Origin of the sequence: Pseudomonas kitaguniensis (assembly GCF_049199985.1) — a bacterium.
Lineage (GTDB): Bacteria > Pseudomonadota > Gammaproteobacteria > Pseudomonadales > Pseudomonadaceae > Aquipseudomonas > Aquipseudomonas kitaguniensis.
In genome coordinates this window covers 92,704-109,647 of record NZ_JBLZPT010000010.1, presented here as the reverse complement: position 1 = coordinate 109,647, position 16,944 = coordinate 92,704, and the positions used below count along the sequence as shown (strand labels likewise).

General features: G+C 58.5%; 11 protein-coding genes. 8 read left to right on the top strand and 3 right to left on the bottom strand.

Annotated elements, in window-relative coordinates:
* Positions 1-5: 5 nt before the first annotated feature.
* The 3 genes from ACOZK9_RS14655 to ACOZK9_RS14645 all read left to right on the top strand — a co-directional run bounded on the left by ACOZK9_RS14655 (position 6) and on the right by ACOZK9_RS14645 (position 4,657).
* Positions 6-3,092, top strand: a complete 3,087-nt coding sequence (locus ACOZK9_RS14655) for a multidrug efflux RND transporter permease subunit (RefSeq protein WP_421556109.1) — start codon at positions 6-8, stop codon at positions 3,090-3,092.
* Positions 3,093-3,307: 215 nt separating this feature from the next.
* A complete protein-coding gene (locus ACOZK9_RS14650; RefSeq protein WP_058413365.1) occupies positions 3,308-3,949 on the top strand; it encodes a DUF1345 domain-containing protein in 642 nt (213 codons plus the stop codon).
* Between the two features lie 285 nt (positions 3,950-4,234).
* A complete protein-coding gene (locus ACOZK9_RS14645) occupies positions 4,235-4,657 on the top strand; it encodes a hypothetical protein (protein ID WP_058413366.1) in 423 nt (140 codons plus the stop codon).
* Between the two features lie 65 nt (positions 4,658-4,722).
* Here the strand turns inward: ACOZK9_RS14645 and ACOZK9_RS14640 are convergent, their stop codons facing one another.
* From ACOZK9_RS14640 to ACOZK9_RS14630, 3 genes are all read right to left on the bottom strand, one after another.
* Positions 4,723-6,987, bottom strand: coding sequence for an autotransporter outer membrane beta-barrel domain-containing protein (locus ACOZK9_RS14640; protein WP_421556108.1), 2,265 nt, complete (start codon positions 6,985-6,987; stop codon positions 4,723-4,725).
* 582 nt (positions 6,988-7,569) lie between these two features.
* Positions 7,570-9,282 (bottom strand): hypothetical protein, encoded by a 1,713-nt coding sequence (locus ACOZK9_RS14635; RefSeq protein ID WP_421556107.1) that lies wholly within the window; start codon positions 9,280-9,282, stop codon positions 7,570-7,572.
* A gap of 191 nt (positions 9,283-9,473) precedes the next feature.
* Positions 9,474-11,432: a hypothetical protein gene (locus ACOZK9_RS14630; RefSeq protein ID WP_421556106.1), complete on the bottom strand. Its 1,959-nt coding sequence runs from the start codon at positions 11,430-11,432 to the stop codon at positions 9,474-9,476.
* Positions 11,433-11,666: 234 nt separating this feature from the next.
* Here ACOZK9_RS14630 and ACOZK9_RS14625 point away from each other — a divergent pair, with 234 nt between their 5' ends.
* Genes ACOZK9_RS14625 through ACOZK9_RS14605 form a run of 5 tightly spaced genes read left to right on the top strand, consistent with a single transcriptional unit; the run spans position 11,667 to position 16,753 of the window.
* Positions 11,667-12,680: a LacI family DNA-binding transcriptional regulator gene (locus tag ACOZK9_RS14625; protein WP_421556105.1), complete on the top strand. Its 1,014-nt coding sequence runs from the start codon at positions 11,667-11,669 to the stop codon at positions 12,678-12,680.
* 41 nt (positions 12,681-12,721) lie between these two features.
* The gene (locus tag ACOZK9_RS14620; RefSeq protein ID WP_058413370.1) at positions 12,722-13,504 is read left to right on the top strand and encodes a sugar phosphate isomerase/epimerase family protein; all 783 of its coding nucleotides are present in this window, start codon (positions 12,722-12,724) and stop codon (positions 13,502-13,504) included.
* Positions 13,497-14,438 carry a sugar kinase gene (locus ACOZK9_RS14615; RefSeq protein WP_421556104.1) on the top strand — a complete coding sequence of 314 codons (942 nt, stop codon included), beginning with the start codon at positions 13,497-13,499 and terminating at the stop codon, positions 14,436-14,438. The genes ACOZK9_RS14620 and ACOZK9_RS14615 overlap by 8 nt, the downstream gene beginning before the upstream one ends.
* A 45-nt stretch (positions 14,439-14,483) precedes the next feature.
* The gene (locus ACOZK9_RS14610) at positions 14,484-15,779 is read left to right on the top strand and encodes an MFS transporter (protein ID WP_421556103.1); all 1,296 of its coding nucleotides are present in this window, start codon (positions 14,484-14,486) and stop codon (positions 15,777-15,779) included.
* Positions 15,779-16,753, top strand: coding sequence for an NAD(P)-dependent oxidoreductase (locus ACOZK9_RS14605; protein WP_421556102.1), 975 nt, complete (start codon positions 15,779-15,781; stop codon positions 16,751-16,753). Before ACOZK9_RS14610 ends, ACOZK9_RS14605 begins: the two co-directional genes overlap by 1 nt.
* Positions 16,754-16,944 lie beyond the last annotated feature (191 nt).

Genomic DNA, 16,944 nt, shown 5'->3' with positions numbered 1-16,944 from the left:
CCGCCATGCCGCAGTTCTTTATTGACCGCCCGATCTTCGCGTGGGTGGTGGCCCTGTTTATCCTGCTGGCCGGCGCGCTTGCCATCCCGCAGTTGCCGGTGGCGCAGTACCCCAACGTCGCGCCGCCGAAGGTAGAAATTTCCGCAACGTACCCCGGCGCCTCGGCGCAGACGCTGGATGAAAGCGTGGTCAGCCTGATCGAGCAAGAGCTCAACGGCGCCGATCACCTGCTGTATTTCGAATCCCAGAGCAGTTTGGGCACGGCGACCATCACCGCCACCTTCCAACCGGGCACCGACCCGGAGATGGCCCAGGTCGATGTGCAAAACCGGCTCAAGGCAGTGGAGCCGCGCTTGCCGCAGGCGGTGACCCAGCAAGGCCTGCACGTGGAGAAAGTCTCCGCCGGGTTTCTGCTGCTGATCACCCTCACGTCCAGCGACGGCAAGCTTGATGACGTAGCGCTCAGCGATTACCTGGCGCGCAACGTGATGAACGAGCTCAAGCGCCTCGACGGTGTCGGCAAGGCGCAGTTGTATGGCTCCGAGCGGGCAATGCGCATTTGGATCGACCCGCAAAAACTGATTGGCTTCAACCTGACGCCCGCCGACGTTAACGCGGCGATTGGCGCGCAGAACGCACAGGTGTCGGCGGGCAGCATCGGTGATTTGCCAGGCACCAAAACCCAGGAAATCACGGCGGCGATTGTGGTCAAAGGCCAACTGTCGACCCCGGCGGAATTTGCCGACATCGTGCTCAAGGCCAACCCTGACGGCTCCACCGTGCGTGTCGGCGATGTGGCGCGGGTGGAAATCGGCAGCCAGGAATACCAGTTCTCCACCCGCCTGAACGGCATGCCGTCGACCGCCGTCAGCGTGCAATTGTCGCCCGGCGCCAACGCGCTGAACACCGCGACGCTGGTGCGGGCGAAGATGGACGAGCTGTCGCGGTACTTCCCGGCCAACGTGGAATACAAGATTCCGTACGACACCTCGCCGTTCGTTAAAGTCTCGATCACCAAAGTCGTTTACACCTTGCTGGAAGCCATGGCGCTGGTGTTTGCGGTGATGTTTCTGTTCTTGCAGAACGTGCGCTACACCTTGATCCCGACGCTGGTGGTGCCGGTGGCGCTGATGGGCACTTTCGCCACCATGCTGTTGCTGGGCTTTTCGATCAACGTGCTGACCATGTTCGGCATGGTGCTGGCCATCGGCATTCTGGTGGACGATGCAATTGTGGTGGTGGAAAACGTCGAGCGCATCATGGCCACCGAGGGTTTGTCGCCCAAAGAGGCCACGCGCAAGGCCATGGGCCAGATCACCGGGGCCATCGTCGGTATCACCCTGGTGTTGGTCGCGGTGTTTTTGCCGATGGCGTTCATGCCGGGTTCGGTGGGGGTGATCTACCAGCAGTTCTCGCTGTCGATGGCCACCTCGATTCTGTTCTCGGCGTTCCTGGCCCTGACCTTGACGCCGGCGCTGTGCGCCACCTTGCTCAAGCCCATCGGCAAGGGTGAGTACCATGCCAAGGGCGGTTTTTTTGGCTGGTTCAATAAACGTTTTGATCAGCTTACCGACCGCTATGAAGGCTGGGTCGTCTATGCGCTCAAGCGCAGCGGCCGTTACCTGTTGATCTACCTGGTGTTGCTAGTGGGCTTGGGGCTGATGTTCAGCCGCCTGCCCTCCTCGTTCCTGCCGGTGGAAGACCAGGGTTACACCATCACCGATATTCAGTTGCCACCGGGCGCGAGCAAAAACCGCACGGTGCAAGTGGTCGAGCAGATCGAGGCGCACAACGCCAAAGAGCCGGGCGTGGGTGATACCACGATGATTCTGGGGTTCAGTTTCTCTGGCTCCGGGCAGAACGCGGCACTGGCGTTTACCACACTCAAGGATTGGTCGAATCGCAGCAGCAAAGACTCTGCCGCAGCGATTGCCGACCGCGCCAACGCCGCGTTCAGCGAGCTCAAGGATGCGCTTGCCTACGCCGTGCTGCCACCGCCGGTGGACGGCCTGGGGACCTCCAGCGGTTTCGAGTTCCGCTTGCAGGACCGCGGTGGCGTCGGCCATGCCGCGCTGATGGCGGCGCGCGCTGAACTGCTGGCTAACGCAGCAAAGAGCCCGATCCTCGCCAACGTGCGTGAAAGCGCCCTGGCCGAAGCGCCGCAAGTGCAACTGGACGTCGACCGCAAGCAGGCCAACGCACTCGGCGTGTCGTTTGCCGAGGTGGGCAACGTGCTGTCCTCGGCCATCGGTTCGGCCTACATCAACGACTTCCCCAACCAGGGCCGCATGCAGCGGGTGGTGGTGCAGGCCGAAGGCGACCAGCGCAGCCAGGTGGCGGATTTGCTCAAGATCAACGTGCGCAACACCGCCGGAAACATGGTGCCGTTGTCAGCGTTTGTCGAAGCCAAGTGGACCCAAGGCCCGGCGCAATTGACTCGTTACAATGGCTACCCGGCCATCGCCATCAGCGGCGAAGCGGCGCCGGGGCACAGTACCGGTGAGGCCATGGCGGAGATCCAGCGCCTGGTCGGCCAACTGCCCCCGGGCCTGGGCCAGGAATGGACGGGGTTGTCGTTGCAGGAACGCTTGTCCGGCGCGCAGGCGCCATTGCTGCTCGGCCTGTCGCTGCTGATCGTGTTCCTGTGCCTGGCGGCGCTGTATGAAAGCTGGTCGATTCCGACGTCGGTATTGCTGGTGGTGCCGCTGGGTGTGCTGGGCGCCGTACTGGCGGTGACGTTGCGCGGCATGCCGAACGACGTGTTCTTCAAGGTCGGCTTGATCACCATTATCGGCTTGTCGGCGAAGAACGCGATTTTGATCATCGAGTTCGCCAAGGACCTCTATGAACAAGGCGAAGATTTGATCGACGCCACCTTGAAAGCCGCACGGCTGCGCCTGCGGCCGATCATCATGACCTCGCTCGCGTTTATCCTCGGCGTAGTGCCGTTGGCGATTGCCACCGGCGCCAGCTCGGCCAGCCAGCAAGCCATCGGCACGGGCGTGATCGGCGGGATGATCACCGCAACGCTCGCGGTGGTGTTTGTGCCAGTGTTTTTTGTCGTCGTCATGAAGCTCACACGCAAACGGTAAGGGAAAGCTGCAAGCGGCAAGCTACAAGCGGTAAGGAAAGCTGCAAGCGGCAAGCCACAAGCGGTAAGGAAAGCTGCAAGCGGCAAGCTACAAGCTGCAAGGAAAAGCAGGTTTGCTTTTGACTTGTAGCTTGTAGCTTGCAGCTTGCAGCTTGCAGCTTGTAGCTTGTAGCTTGTAGCTGCCGTTCTACAACTTCCGCAGTTTTGTGAGCACCTATGGCCTTCCTCGCCCGCACCCACCCTCGCCTTTCATCCGCCGCCGTATTGGGCCTTGCCGTGGGCATTCTGGCACCGGCGGATACACTCATCAGCAAGATCCTCATCGGCTGGAACGCCGGGGTCTGGATTTATCTGCTGCTGATGCTGTGGCTGACCAGCCGCTCGCAAGCCGACGAGGTAAAACGCATCGCCGAAATCGAAGATGAAAACGCCGGGCTGGTGCTGTTCATGGTGTGCATTGCGGCAATTGCGAGCCTTGCGACCATCACGGTAAACCTGGTGGGCAGCAAAGACCTGGACAGCACAGCACGCCTGCTGCACTACGGGTTTACCGGCATGACGGTGATCGGCTCATGGTTGCTGACCGGGGTGATTTTCAGCGTGCATTACGCGCGGCTTTTTTACACGTGGGAAGGCGACGAGCCGGCGCTGCGGTTTGCCGATGATTTGCGCAACCCCAATTACTGGGACTTCCTGTATTTCTCGTTCACCATCGGCGTGGCGGTGCAAACCGCTGATGTGGGTGTTGCCACGCGCAGCATGCGTAAAGTGGTGCTGGGCCAGTCATTGATCGGTTTTCTATTCAATACCGCTATTCTGGGCTTCTCGATCAATATCGCGGCGGGCCTGTTTAGTTGAGCCTGGCGAGCTTATATAAAAACGCTATTAAAAATCCTTTTTTAGACTGTCAACTCTGACAGTAGACATTCCTGCGTGAATGCATTTAATAGCAGAAGTCATTTAAGCATGACGTTTCACAGTTTTAGTTTAACGACCCGCACCGGCCGCTAAAAAGACAAGCAGGCATTTGTAAACTGTGACTTTTGACAGTTACATAAAATTTGCTTTTGCCGCTTGATAGAGAGCGTCAGAAGCATCAGGGCTTCTGGGTTTTGCACACACATCAGAGATGGAGAGGCGATCATGTCAGCACAACTGAAATTGGCAACTGATATCCCGAAAACCCGCGACGCATCTGGCGATGTCAACGGAAAGATTGGTGACCACATTTTTAAAACCGATAGCGGAAAATGGAACGTCCATGACAACACTATTGAGGTGTATCTGATTGATAAACATGACGACGGCAGCGTGGCAGAAGAGGTGTTCATCCAATTTTCAAGCGACGTCGAACACAACAAGGAACTGAAGCTGCAGCCCCAGAGGTCTCCGCTGGCCTGGGTTTCCTTCAAGGCCTCTAAACCGCCCCGGGTCGTCCAGTGCATCGAGGCAACCCTGTTTATTGAAACGCTGTCACTCAGCCCTTTTGAAGTAAAAGGCCAACTCCGTGGCACCACGGATGAAGCTGATCAGCCGGTCGACATCAGTTTTCACCTGAAACAATAATTAATTGCCAGCGCAAAAAAAGCCCTGATCTTTCGATCAGGGCTTTTTTATGTCTACTGCGCTATTTAGAAGGAATAACGTACGCCAACGTTGGCACCCAGCACCTGGTCAATTTTATCGCTGGTACTGGTCTCAAGGTCGGCATGCATTTGCAGGTTCTGCGACAGCTTCACCGCCAGGCCGGCACCAAACTTGGCGCGCGAGCCCGACAAGTCATTATTGAAGGTCTGGTTGTTGACCGACACCTTGTTATTGTTGGCAAACTCGTGCACAAGCGCCGCACGCAGGTAAGGCTGAACAATCGCGCCACTGTCGAGCTGGATGTCACGCCCAACCGTTGCACCGGCTTCGCCGACCCGTGAACGGGTGCGTTCGCCTTCCACTTGCAGGCCATTTTTCAGGCTGTAAGTACCGCCCTGCACCACGATTGTCGACACGCGAGCATACGGTTCAACATACCAGCCATCGTCGAGTTTGATATTGCGACCGAACTCCGCCGAGAGGCCGCCGCCCACGTTGTTATAGTTACCTTTGGTCGTGTTGTTATCGCTGAGTGCTACCTTGGCTTCGTTCTGGAAACGGTTGGCCTTGGCGACCGCATCAAAGTAGAAACCGCTTTCCTGGTCCATCCAGGTTGCATAAGCGCCCACGAAGTAACTCTTGATCGTGCCGGAAGAGCCGCGAGCCAGGTTAAGGTCGGACGTACTGTGGCCGGCCATCACGCCCACCAGCCATTGGCTGTCTGCCAACGGCATGTCGGCACCGATGGAGAAACCACGCTGGTTCTGCGTATAAGCCGTGCCGGAATTTTCAGACACGTTGTATTTATTACCGAAACCACGGATCCACAGACCCGCCTGGCCAGGCTCGAACCGCAACTCACCCATACGCGCACGCAACGACGCTTCTTCGCCGTACATCACGGTCGGCGCGGTGTTGAACAGGGCCGTGACCACGCGAGTGCTGCGGCTTCTTACGCGTGTTTCCGGATCGAGGTACCAATCGGTACCTTCTTTTTTCAGATCGTAAGCAAAGGCACCTGCGTCGACCGGGCCATTCACCAGGGAGAACTGCGCATCACCGCCGCCCGTATGAACCACGCGAATCTGATCGGGGTTAACCGGCTCAGCGCCGCTGGCAGACAGCAACACGCCATGATGACCCGTAGCTTCACCGGTAACATTGATGAAATCGGCCTTGCCTTGCGCAAAATCGGCGCCCATGACAAACGTACCATCACCGGCAAGCGTATTAAGGTTCAGTTGATAGAACGCATCCGCAGCGCCCAGGGTGACCGTACCACCGGTCATGTTCAGCACACTGACCTGGCTGTCGCCGGTCATGGTCCAATTGGACGCGTTGCCCACGCTCAAGCTGGAGACATTCTGCAACTGGCCAGTCAACTCGGCGTTGTTTTGCAGCGTCAAATGGGCGGTGCTGGTGCCGTCGGCAACTACGTTTCCGGTCAAGCGGCTGTTATCAACAATCATCGCCGCCGAACCGCCGCCCGAGACCGTCAGCAGATTACCGTCGCCGCCCGTCAGCGTGGAGCCGTTGCGCACCTCTATCGCCACCACAGGGGCTCGACCTTGCGTGCCCCTGACCGAGATGGCGGAACCGGTTTTACCCTCTACGACGGATTGATCCAATACCAACTTGCTGTCAGTGGTATCAAAACGGCCACGGGTGAACGACACTCCGTTGCCCTGGCCGACGATAGTACTTTGGCTGGCCGTGGCCGTAGCACCTTGCAAGGCAAGACCAGCGCTGCCAGCACCGGTACCTTGTACGAGGGTGTTTTGCTTGAAGTTCAACACGCTGCCGTTGGTGGCTTCTGCACCGCCGCCGGACCCGCTGATGACACTGTTGCTCGCCTCTACAGACGAGCCGTTCGCAGTACCCGCAGCACCCAGTGCCTGCAGGCCTACTCCGTGACCGTTGGTGACAGTGCTGTCTTTGATAACGGCCGCACTTTGTTCCAGACGCAAGGCGCCGAACAGCGGGTTGTTCGAGGACACTTTCGATGCGTTGATATTAACGGTGGAACCCGCAGTTGCACGAATATCACTGGCCAGACTGCCGCGGTTCATGTTCAACGCAGAGTCAGTCAGTGTAATGGTTGTTGCGGTTGCGCTGTTCATGTCCAGGGTGGACGTATTGAATAATTGCCAATCCGTAGATTGCTCAGTGGCGTTGATATTTTTTTGCTCACCGTTCAACTGAGCCGCTTGCGCGTGCCCCTGCATCGCCGCAAACAGACAGAATGTAATGGTGGGGACTTTCATCATCGCACTTAATGGTTTGAGTTCGAATGTATTCAGTGGCGACATGCTCAATCACTCTTCAGGTGAGGCCTACGAAAACGGTTCGGCCACTCTGTGGGAGTGAAGCCTTACCTGTGAGGCGCACAGATTAAGGAGTAAACATCCGACATTCTGTAGGAATAATCCCTAAAGCTTCTGGTAAAAAACTGTGTATACCGTGGTCTATTAAGCAGAATATTGTCAGTGACTTCCGCCTCCCTCTAAAAGAGGGAGGCGTCGTCATAACGGCCGTTTAATTAAGCGCCGTTTCAAGGTGCTGAGTTATGGCGTGAGTGGGCTAAAGTCGCAAAACGAATTCGACAAGGCCGCGCGTGAGTTCACGCTGGCATTACCGCGCCCACTGATATTGCCGGTAATCCGAGCGATGCTGGTGGCCTCCACGCGTCCCAATCGACCGATCTTGAGTAAATCGAATGGCACGATAAACGTGAAACCACTGGCGACAACCGCTGGCGTAATGGTTTGAGTGAAAGTCCGAGTCTCGTCGGCTGTCGGAGTCCCGGTACGCGGAGCGAATACCCGAACACTCAAGGTCAGCGTCGCCCCCAGCACAAGCCGCGCGTCCGCTGGCACGAAGATCCTCCCGTCTTAGTCAGCCGGGGTCACTTGCGGCCTTAGCCCGAACGAATCGCAGTTCCATATGGTGCTCGGGCCGCTGCCAAGCACACGTACAAACTGCGGCGGTGCCAGGGTAATCGTCACCACATCGGTCACAGTGATCGGTGTATCCGGCGCTCTATTGAGGTTGTCGGCGGGCGCAGGGGTTGCCGACGGTGCAACAAAGTAATGAATGTTCTGGGGACCGTTAAACTTGATTAAGTTAGAGGCCCAGGGGATTGTAAAGCTGATCGTGTCACCGGGAAGTTGAACGGTGATTTCAAAAGGCGGCAGAACGGCGATGCCGTCGTCCCCTACAACGTGAATCCACTGCCCAGGCGCCGGCAAATCGGCGGCGGTCCACAGTACGATCTGCACCGTAATAGGTTTATTGGCATGCTCGGCTGTCAGCACATCCGGCACCAGCGAACCTTCGCCAAAGATATGCGCTTGGTTCAGCGCAGGGTTACGGCTGCCAGGCAGTCCCGGGTTTTCCGGCCCCGTCACGCTCAAGTCGACGTTGATCGTTTTGATCAGAGAATCGAAGGTCTCACCGTTTCGTACAATGCGATATTGTACGGCAGTCGGCTGCGGCCCTCTCCTGTTCGCGTAGTCAGCAATGATCAAAGGGTTAAGCGCGCCTCCCGAATAGATTAACGGAAAGTTCGTGAACGTCGAAGATACCGCCGTGAACGGTTGTACGCCCCATTTCAACTGAATTTGATCCAGGGTTGGCTGATGGTTCAAGTAAGTTCGAACATGCGCCTCGATAACGGCAAGATAGTCAGCAATATTGAGCAGGTTATCGAGACTGCCACCTTCCGGTGCCGGTGCCAAAGGAATGAAAATTTCCCGTTGCTCCGGCGCAGGCAACAACGCCACCAGGAAGTTGCTGACGACTGATGGCCGACTGACGTTCCCCGCAGCATCGGTGATGGTGTAGAACAAATTCCAGTTGCCACTGCCGGCGACTGCGCTTGCAGGCACCGTAAACGTGTTGCCGGTTTGCAGCATCAACCGTGGCGGGACTGTCGCACCCACCTCAACGGCCGGCAGTGGGATCAGGCCTTGGCTCCAGTAATACCGGAGAGTATCGCCGAGTTCCCATTGCCCGCTCGGCAGCGGGTAGGCGTTGTCGGGAATGGTGAAGGGCAGCCCGCCGTCGGCGTTAATGATCGTTTGGGTAAGCGGCGCACCCACCGGTAGAGTGCCCGTGTATACCGAGACAGGTGGCACATCACGAGTGATCAAACTGGCGTATGGCGCAATCCTGTCAACTTTGAAAGGCGTGCCTGCCGAAAACTCCAGCGCGTCGCTGGGTCTTTCTGCTCCCGTGTCATCAAACGAATTCACGTACAGCAGGTGCCGGAGCTGAAATTGACCATGCACGAACCCTCCCGCACCTAGCGGGGCCGGAATAGCTATGTCAATAGAGTTGCCGGCAGCCGGGAGCGTGAACTGGATTGGGCCATGTATCTTAATCCAGTTGGGGAGCGGCTTGGTGAGGTCTTGTTGTTGAACCTCGATCCAGTCACCATCGTCTGATACCGCACCCAAGGGGCACGTCAGGGTTATACCCACCCCGGCGGTCGCGGCTGAAATAAGGCCCGTCAATGGGTTCAATGCCTCTACGATGCTGGTCGGTTCCAGTGTCACCGGGCCGGCAAGTAGTGCCGCAGCTCTTGCAGATATTTTGGTGCTCATTTCATAGTCTCCATCACGATTTGATATAAATGCCGAACAAACACATAGCGTCAACATGCGTTAAACCTTGTTGACCCTTGAGAGCCTTACTTCTTTCTGCGCCCACCAACTAACGTGTTGACGGTGAAGAAATCATTCATGGATACCGTGCACCCCACCCGGCGCGCCGGCGGTTTAACGTCGACCAGCGCTTACTTGTGTTCAGGGCCGATGCCGTTCGGGCCGCAGTAGTTGCCCGTGGAAAACTTACGGTCAATTTGCACATAAGCAACGGCTGACGCGCCCAGCGGAATGCCGTTTCGCGACACGCTGTAACGCGCCGAGCCACCGGCAAAGTCACTCAACGGCCGGATTAGATTTTCATAATCATCTACCCAGAAACTATGGATCGCATCGGCCGCGCCCCATGTATAGCTGAAGGTTTGCGCGGTTGAAGCAATCGGATTACGGTCCGGGTAATTTAAATACCCCTGCCACGTTAAGACGACCACGTCTCCCGCCCGCAATGTATTCGGCGCCGGGTTAACCGCTACTTCAATGCCTTGCCATATCGGCGGCTGCGTCTTGCAATTAAGAAACTTGTTAGGGTGTTGTAACGTCTGAGGGAAACTCGGCCGCACATAGTTAACAGGTGGTACCAGGCTGACAAAAACTATCTGGTCAGGCGATAACTGTTGGTTGACGCCATTGTCTGTCTGATAATTAACAAGGGTTGTCGCATTACTGCCGCCAGCCTGAATGACCGCCCACGCAATCGCGTTATCAAAGTCAACAACATCCCCGGCCACATCACCGGCCTTGACCCGATAGGTCGCTACCGGCGCCGCTTGGCCCGGCCAGAAAAGCAACGCCCGCTCGCCAAGTACGGGGTTGTCGAACAGCGTAAATGAAGCCCTTACAGGCTGGTTGGCATCGCGGTTGTCCAAGCGATTGGGAACCGGCGAAATCGCGCCATGGATATTCACCAGGGCTAATTGGCGGTTCAACAGTGCAGGCGCCTGAGGGTTTTCCTGGCCCGCGATCGTCATGTCCACCGTGACCCGTTTCACAGGGGAGCCTACCCCCGGGCCCAGCGTATCCCCGGCACGCAGAATAAAGTAGCGCACCGGCAGGTCAATAATGCGGCGTAAATTCGCGCCTTTGGCAATCAACACCGTCCACGCCACAGGCACAGTGCGCGGCAACGCGTTTACAGGCACCGCCGCAAGCTTGATGCCGTCCCACTCAACCACACACTGGTCACCCGGCAGCGGGTTGTCGTATTGACGCACCCTGACCGAAACAATGTTGCGCGCGTCTTCCCGATTAACCAGCAGGTCCGAGTCATAAGCCGGAACTTCGGGTATCGACAAATTGGCAGGCGGAGCATTCAGGAGCAACTGGGTACTCGCGACCAACGAGTACTGAGGAGAGACATTGCCGGCACGGTCACGTATTCGATAAAAGAAATAGAGTGTGGGCGAGCCGGCAAACTTGCGAATTTCCGCGACTGGAATATTCACCCGCATTGGCCCGCTGATGGCCGCAAATGCTTGCACTGGAAATGCCGGGCGTGTGGGCAGCGCGTCTTTCGCACTTAAATAGCCTAATATCGTGTCGCCGACTTTTCGATCAAGGTAATCGCCGGGCACTTCGACGCCGATTGTTGTGTTACTGCTTAAATCGAACTCCGTAACAGGGTCCAGCAGAAATTTGGCCGCTTTCAGCACTTGGCCGCCGCCTGGCGCGACCCGGTCGATGATAATCGTCGTGGTGAGCGAACGCTCGAACACTTCGCTGTCTTGAAACAGGTTATTGACGCGATAAGAGAGGTTCACCACCGCATTGTTTTGAAAATACGACTGAGGAATTTTTACTTCAAGCGGAAATTTATCCGCGGTGATAGGCCCGCGTAACTCTATTGGCTCAAGGTCAAACGCGACGCTTCCCTTAACCTGCCATGTAAACGTCACCCAGTCGCTCTCGCCAACGCCAGGCAACTGTTTCCAGGGTTCCATTAAATTGACGGCCAGGTCGGCAAACAGAAACTGTATCGGGATCAACCCATCTGGCAGTGCATCCTCTATCTGCGGCGCGGGCAACGTCGGCGCTGCCGACACACTGGCAGCTCTAATATTGCTGTTGGTAGTATCCCCTGAAGCGTTCCCCATGTTCTTCTCCGCCGCGTTTGTGCATCGCTGTAAAGAACTACGTTAGGAAAGATTGAATACCCAACGCCGCTCTTCGGATACTGTCAGAACTAACAGGTAGCGCCTCCACTCGTCGGGCTGAGCCGGCGCTGATCGCACAGTTGCACCGAAATACACTTGACTTGCTTTCGTCGTTGAGGCTTCCTGAAACCGGTTTCAACGCTCAACAACATCCAATAAGAAAGGCCTGCTACCGTGACTCCTTTTTCCGCCGCCCAGCGCAGCCGCGTGACCATGCTTGACGTAGCCGAGCTTGCCGGCGTGTCCAAAGCCAGCGTGTCGCGCTTTATCGGCGATGACCGCGCCCTGCTCTCCGACGCCATTGCCTTGCGCATCGAGCAGGCGATCAGCGAACTGGGCTATCGCCCCAACCAGATGGCCCGCGGTTTGAAACGCGGCCGCACGCGCTTGATCGGCATGTTGGTGGCGGACATACGTAACCCCTACTCCATTGCCGTGATGCACGGCGTCGAAACCGCCTGCCGCCAACATGGCTACAGCCTGGTGGTGTGCAACACCGACCGCGATGACGATCAGGAGCGCCAGCATTTGGCGGCGCTGCGCTCGTACAACATCGAAGGGCTGATCGTGAATACGCTTGGCCATCACCTGGATCAACTGCTCGAACTGCAGCAAGAAATGCCGCTGGTGCTGATCGACCGCAAAGTCGAGCCGCTGCACAGCGACCTGGTGGGCCTGGATAACCCGGCAGCCGTGCGCATGGCAGTCGAACACCTGCAGCAGCAGGGTTATCGCGACGTATTGCTGGTCAGCGAAGCCGCCGATGGCACCAGTTCACGCCTGGAGCGCCAAGTCAGCTTCGAGGCAGAGATTGCCGCGCGTCCGGGGTTGACCGGCGCAGTGCTTGAACTGAATGACGACCTGGAAAACCGCTTGCAGCGTTTTCTCGCCAAGCCCGGCCCCAAGGCAGTGTTTTGCGCCAATGGCGTCGCCGCGCTGGCCTGTACCCGCGCGCTCAAAATATTGGGCTGCAGCCTGTTTGAAGAGGTCGGCCTGATCGCCCTGGATGACCTCGACTGGTACCCGCTGGTGAGCAACGGCATCACCGCCCTCGCCCAACCGACCGCTGCGATTGGCGCCAGTGCGTTTGACTGCCTGCTCAAACGCCTGCGCGGCGATGACGCGCCGACACGCACCCTGGATTTCCTGCCGCAACTGATTATTCGTGGCTCAACCCAATTCAAATAATTTTTTATAAAAAATGAAACCGGTTTCAGAGGTTAACAACCATGCTTAAATACCCCGTCTCCATCAGCCTTTCCAGTTACGGTGCCGACCTCGTGCGCCAACAGGGCCAATTGAGTTTCGTCACCTTGCTCAGTGCCGCCGGCGCCCAGCGCATCGAGTGGCGTGAAGAACTGCTGACCACCGAACAGCCCGCCGCCCTCGCCCAGGCCGCCGCCGAGCATGGCCTGGAGTCGCTGTATTCCTCGCCGCTGGAACTTTGGGTCGCCGGGCGCGCCCAGCCGAACGCCGAACTCGCCGCCACCCTGGACCGCGCCCAGGCATTCGGCTCGCGCTGGCTGAAAGTCTCGCTCGGCTATTTTACCGACACCAACGACCTGCAAAGCCTGCACGCCCTGCTCAACCGCCACCCGGTCAAGCTGCTGGTGGAAAACGACCAGACCCTGCACGGCGGGCGCATCGAGCCGATGCAACGCTTCTTCAGCGAAGTGGAGCGAGTGGGCTTGCCGCTCAAGATGACGTTCGACATCGGCAACTGGCAGTGGCAAGACCAATCTGCGCTCACTGCCGCCCGCTTGTTGGGCCGGCACGTGGATTACCTGCATTGCAAGGCGGTTGCGCGTCGCCCGGATGGCAAGCTGGTCGCCGTACCGCCTGGCGCCACCGACTTGCATACGTGGAAACAACTGCTCAACCATATGACTCAAGGTATTACCAGGGCCGTGGAGTTCCCGCTGCAAGGCGATGACTTGATCGAGGTCACCGCGCAACAGGTCGCCACCCTCGCCCTTCTTGGCCAACCCCGTGCGGAGAATGCGTATGTCTGAGATCGATATCCTCTCGTTTGGTGAAACCATGGCGATGTTTGTCGCCGAACAGACCGGCGACCTGGCCGCTGTCTCCCAGTTCCACAAACGCATTGCCGGAGCCGACAGCAACGTCGCCATCGGCCTGTCGCGGCTGGGTTTCAAGGTGGCCTGGCTGAGCCGCGTGGGCAACGATTCGCTCGGGCGCTTTGTGGTCGACACGCTGAAAAAAGAAGGCCTGGATTGCCGTCACGTGGCGGTCGACCCGCTGCACCCCACCGGCTTTCAGTTTAAATCGCGCGAAGAAACGGGCGCTGACCCGCAGGTTGAGTATTTCCGCAAAGGCTCGGCGGCCAGCCACTTGTCGATCGCCGGCATCAGCCCCGCGTTGTTGCAAGCGCGGCACCTGCACGCCACCGGCATTCCGCCGGCGTTGTCCGAGGCCACGCACGCGCTGTCGGTAGAGCTGATGACGCAGATGCGCAAGGCCGGGCGCAGTGTGTCGTTTGACCCGAACTTGCGCCCATCGCTGTGGGCCAGCCAGGCGCAGATGATCCGCAGCATCAACGCCCTCGCGGGCCTGGCCGACTGGGTGCTGCCAGGCTTGAGCGAAGGCCGCTTGCTGACTGGTTTCGACGACCCGGCCGACATCGCAGCGTTCTACCTCGACCAGGGCGCCGAAGCCGTGGCGATCAAGCTGGGGCCGGATGGCGCCTATTACCGCACGCACATGGACCAGGGCTTTGTCGCCGCCTTCCCGGTGGAAAAGGTGGTGGACACGGTCGGCGCCGGTGATGGTTTTGCCGTCGGCATGATCAGCGCCCTGCTCGAAAACCTAAGCTTCCCCGAGGCGGTACAGCGCGGCAACTGGATCGGCAGCCGCGCCGTGCAAAGCCGCGGAGATATGGAAGGTTTGCCGACCCGCTCGGAGCTGCCCACGCCCTCCGTTGCATAACCCGTTACCTGTTGCCACAACTACAACAAGCTCAGGAGCCATTCCATGGAAACCGTGAAACTCGCCACCCGCCGTTGGTGGTACATCATGCCCATCGTGTTTATCACCTATAGCCTGGCCTACCTGGACCGCGCCAACTATGGCTTCGCCGCCGCCTCCGGGATGGCCGAAGACCTGATGATCACGCCCGGCATGTCGTCGCTGCTCGGCGCGCTGTTCTTTCTTGGCTACTTTTTCTTCCAGGTGCCGGGGGCGATCTACGCGCAAAAGCGCAGCGTTAAAAAGCTGATTTTCGTCAGCCTGATCCTGTGGGGCGGCCTGGCCACGCTGACCGGCGTGGTGTCCAACGCCTACATGTTGATCGCGATTCGTTTCATGCTCGGCGTGGTTGAAGCGGCGGTAATGCCGGCCATGCTGGTGTACCTGTGCCACTGGTTCACGCGGGCCGAACGCTCGCGGGCCAACACGTTCCTTATCCTCGGCAACCCGGTGACCATGCTGTGGATGTCGGTGGTCTCGGGCTACCTGGTGCAGCATTTCAGCTGGCGCTGGATGTTTATCATCGAGGGCATACCGGCAGTGATTTGGGCGTTTATCTGGTGGAGGTATGCCGACGAAAAACCCGCAGACGCCAAATGGCTGAGCGCGCAGCATAAACAAGACCTGGAAAACGCGCTGGCTGCCGAGCAAGTCGGGATCAAGGCGGTGAAGAACTACGCCGACGCCTTCCGCTCTCCCAAGGTGATCATTTTGGCGCTGCAGTTTTTTTGCTGGAGCATCGGCGTGTACGGCTTTGTGCTGTGGCTGCCGTCGATCCTCAAAGCCGGTTTGCAGATGGACATGGTCGAAGCCGGCTGGCTGTCGGCGCTGCCATACCTGGCGGCGGTAATCGGCATGCTCGCGGTGTCCTGGGGTTCGGACAAGCTGCAAAAGCGTAAACGCTTTGTGTGGCCGCCGCTGCTGGTTGCGTCCATCGCGTTCTATGCGTCCTACGCGCTGGGCGCCGAACATTTCTGGTGGTCCTACAGCCTGCTGGTGGTTGCCGGCGCCTGCATGTACGCGCCGTATGGCCCGTTCTTCGCGATTGTGCCGGAGATTCTTCCGGCCAACGTCGCTGGCGGTGCCATGGCGCTGATCAACAGCATGGGCGCGCTCGGCTCGTTCGGCGGCTCCTACCTGGTGGGTTACCTCAACAGCAGCACCGGCTCGCCCGGCGCTTCGTACCTGCTGATGAGTGGCGCACTGATGGTGGCCGTGGTGCTGACGATTTTCCTCCAGCCTGGCGCCAGCGACCGTGCCCGCGCGCCGCTGCACAGCCTCGAATTAAAGGTAAAAGCCTGATGAAAAAATCTGTGGTGTTATACAAAAAACTCTCCGCGCCATTAATGGCGCGCCTGCATGCGCACGCCGACGTGACGCTGATCGACGCGCTGGACGAACCCGGCCTGGCCAAGCTGCGCGAAGCACTGCCCACCGCGCATGGCCTGCTGGGCGCCAGCCTGCGCCTGGATGCCAAGCTGCTCGACCTGGCGCCCAAACTGCAAGCCGTGGCCAGCGTGTCGGTGGGCGTCGACAACTACGACATCGACTACCTGACCCGGCGTGGCATTCTGCTCAGCAACACCCCGGACGTGCTCACCGAAACCACCGCCGACAGCGGTTTTGCGCTGATCCTGGCCACCGCACGCCGCGTGGTCGAATTGGCGAACATGGTGCGTGCCGGCCAATGGAACAAGAACATCGGCCCCGCGCATTTTGGCAGTGACGTGCATGGCAAAACCCTGGGCATTATCGGCATGGGGCGCATTGGTGAAGCCTTGGCCCAACGCGGGCATTTCGGCTTTGGCATGCCGGTGATTTATCACAGCCACTCGCCCAAACCGCGGGTAGAAGAACGCTTCGGCGCGCAATACCGCAGCTTGAACGACTTGCTGCAACAGGCCGATTTTGTCTGCCTGACTTTGCCGCTGACGGCTGAAACCGAAAAGTTGATTGGCGCCGAGCAGTTCGCGCTGATGGGCGCGCAGACCATCTTTATCAATATCTCGCGCGGTAAGGTGGTGGATGAAGCTGCGCTGATCGAGGCGCTGCAGCAAAACATCATTCGTGCGGCAGGGTTGGATGTGTTTGAGCGTGAGCCGTTGAATCATGACTCGCCGTTGTTGCGGTTGAACAATGTGGTGGCCACGCCGCACATGGGTTCGGCGACGCACGAGACGCGTGAAGCGATGGCGCGGTGCGCGGTGGATAACCTGCTGGCGGCGCTGGCTGGGGAGCGGCCGAAGAACCTTGTGAATGTGCAGGTTTGGAAATAGTTTGCTGAGTACATATCCGTTATTTGGGTAACGGCTTATATCGGTTTCGCTCTTACAGCGAGTCACTTTTGATAGAGCGCAAAAGTAACCAAAACGCTCTCGCCCCACCACTCGGTGCCTCGCTGTGGCTCGGCATGCCCTCACTCCGATATTACGGAGCGGGCCGCCGCGACGGGGCGTCCCTGCCCCGT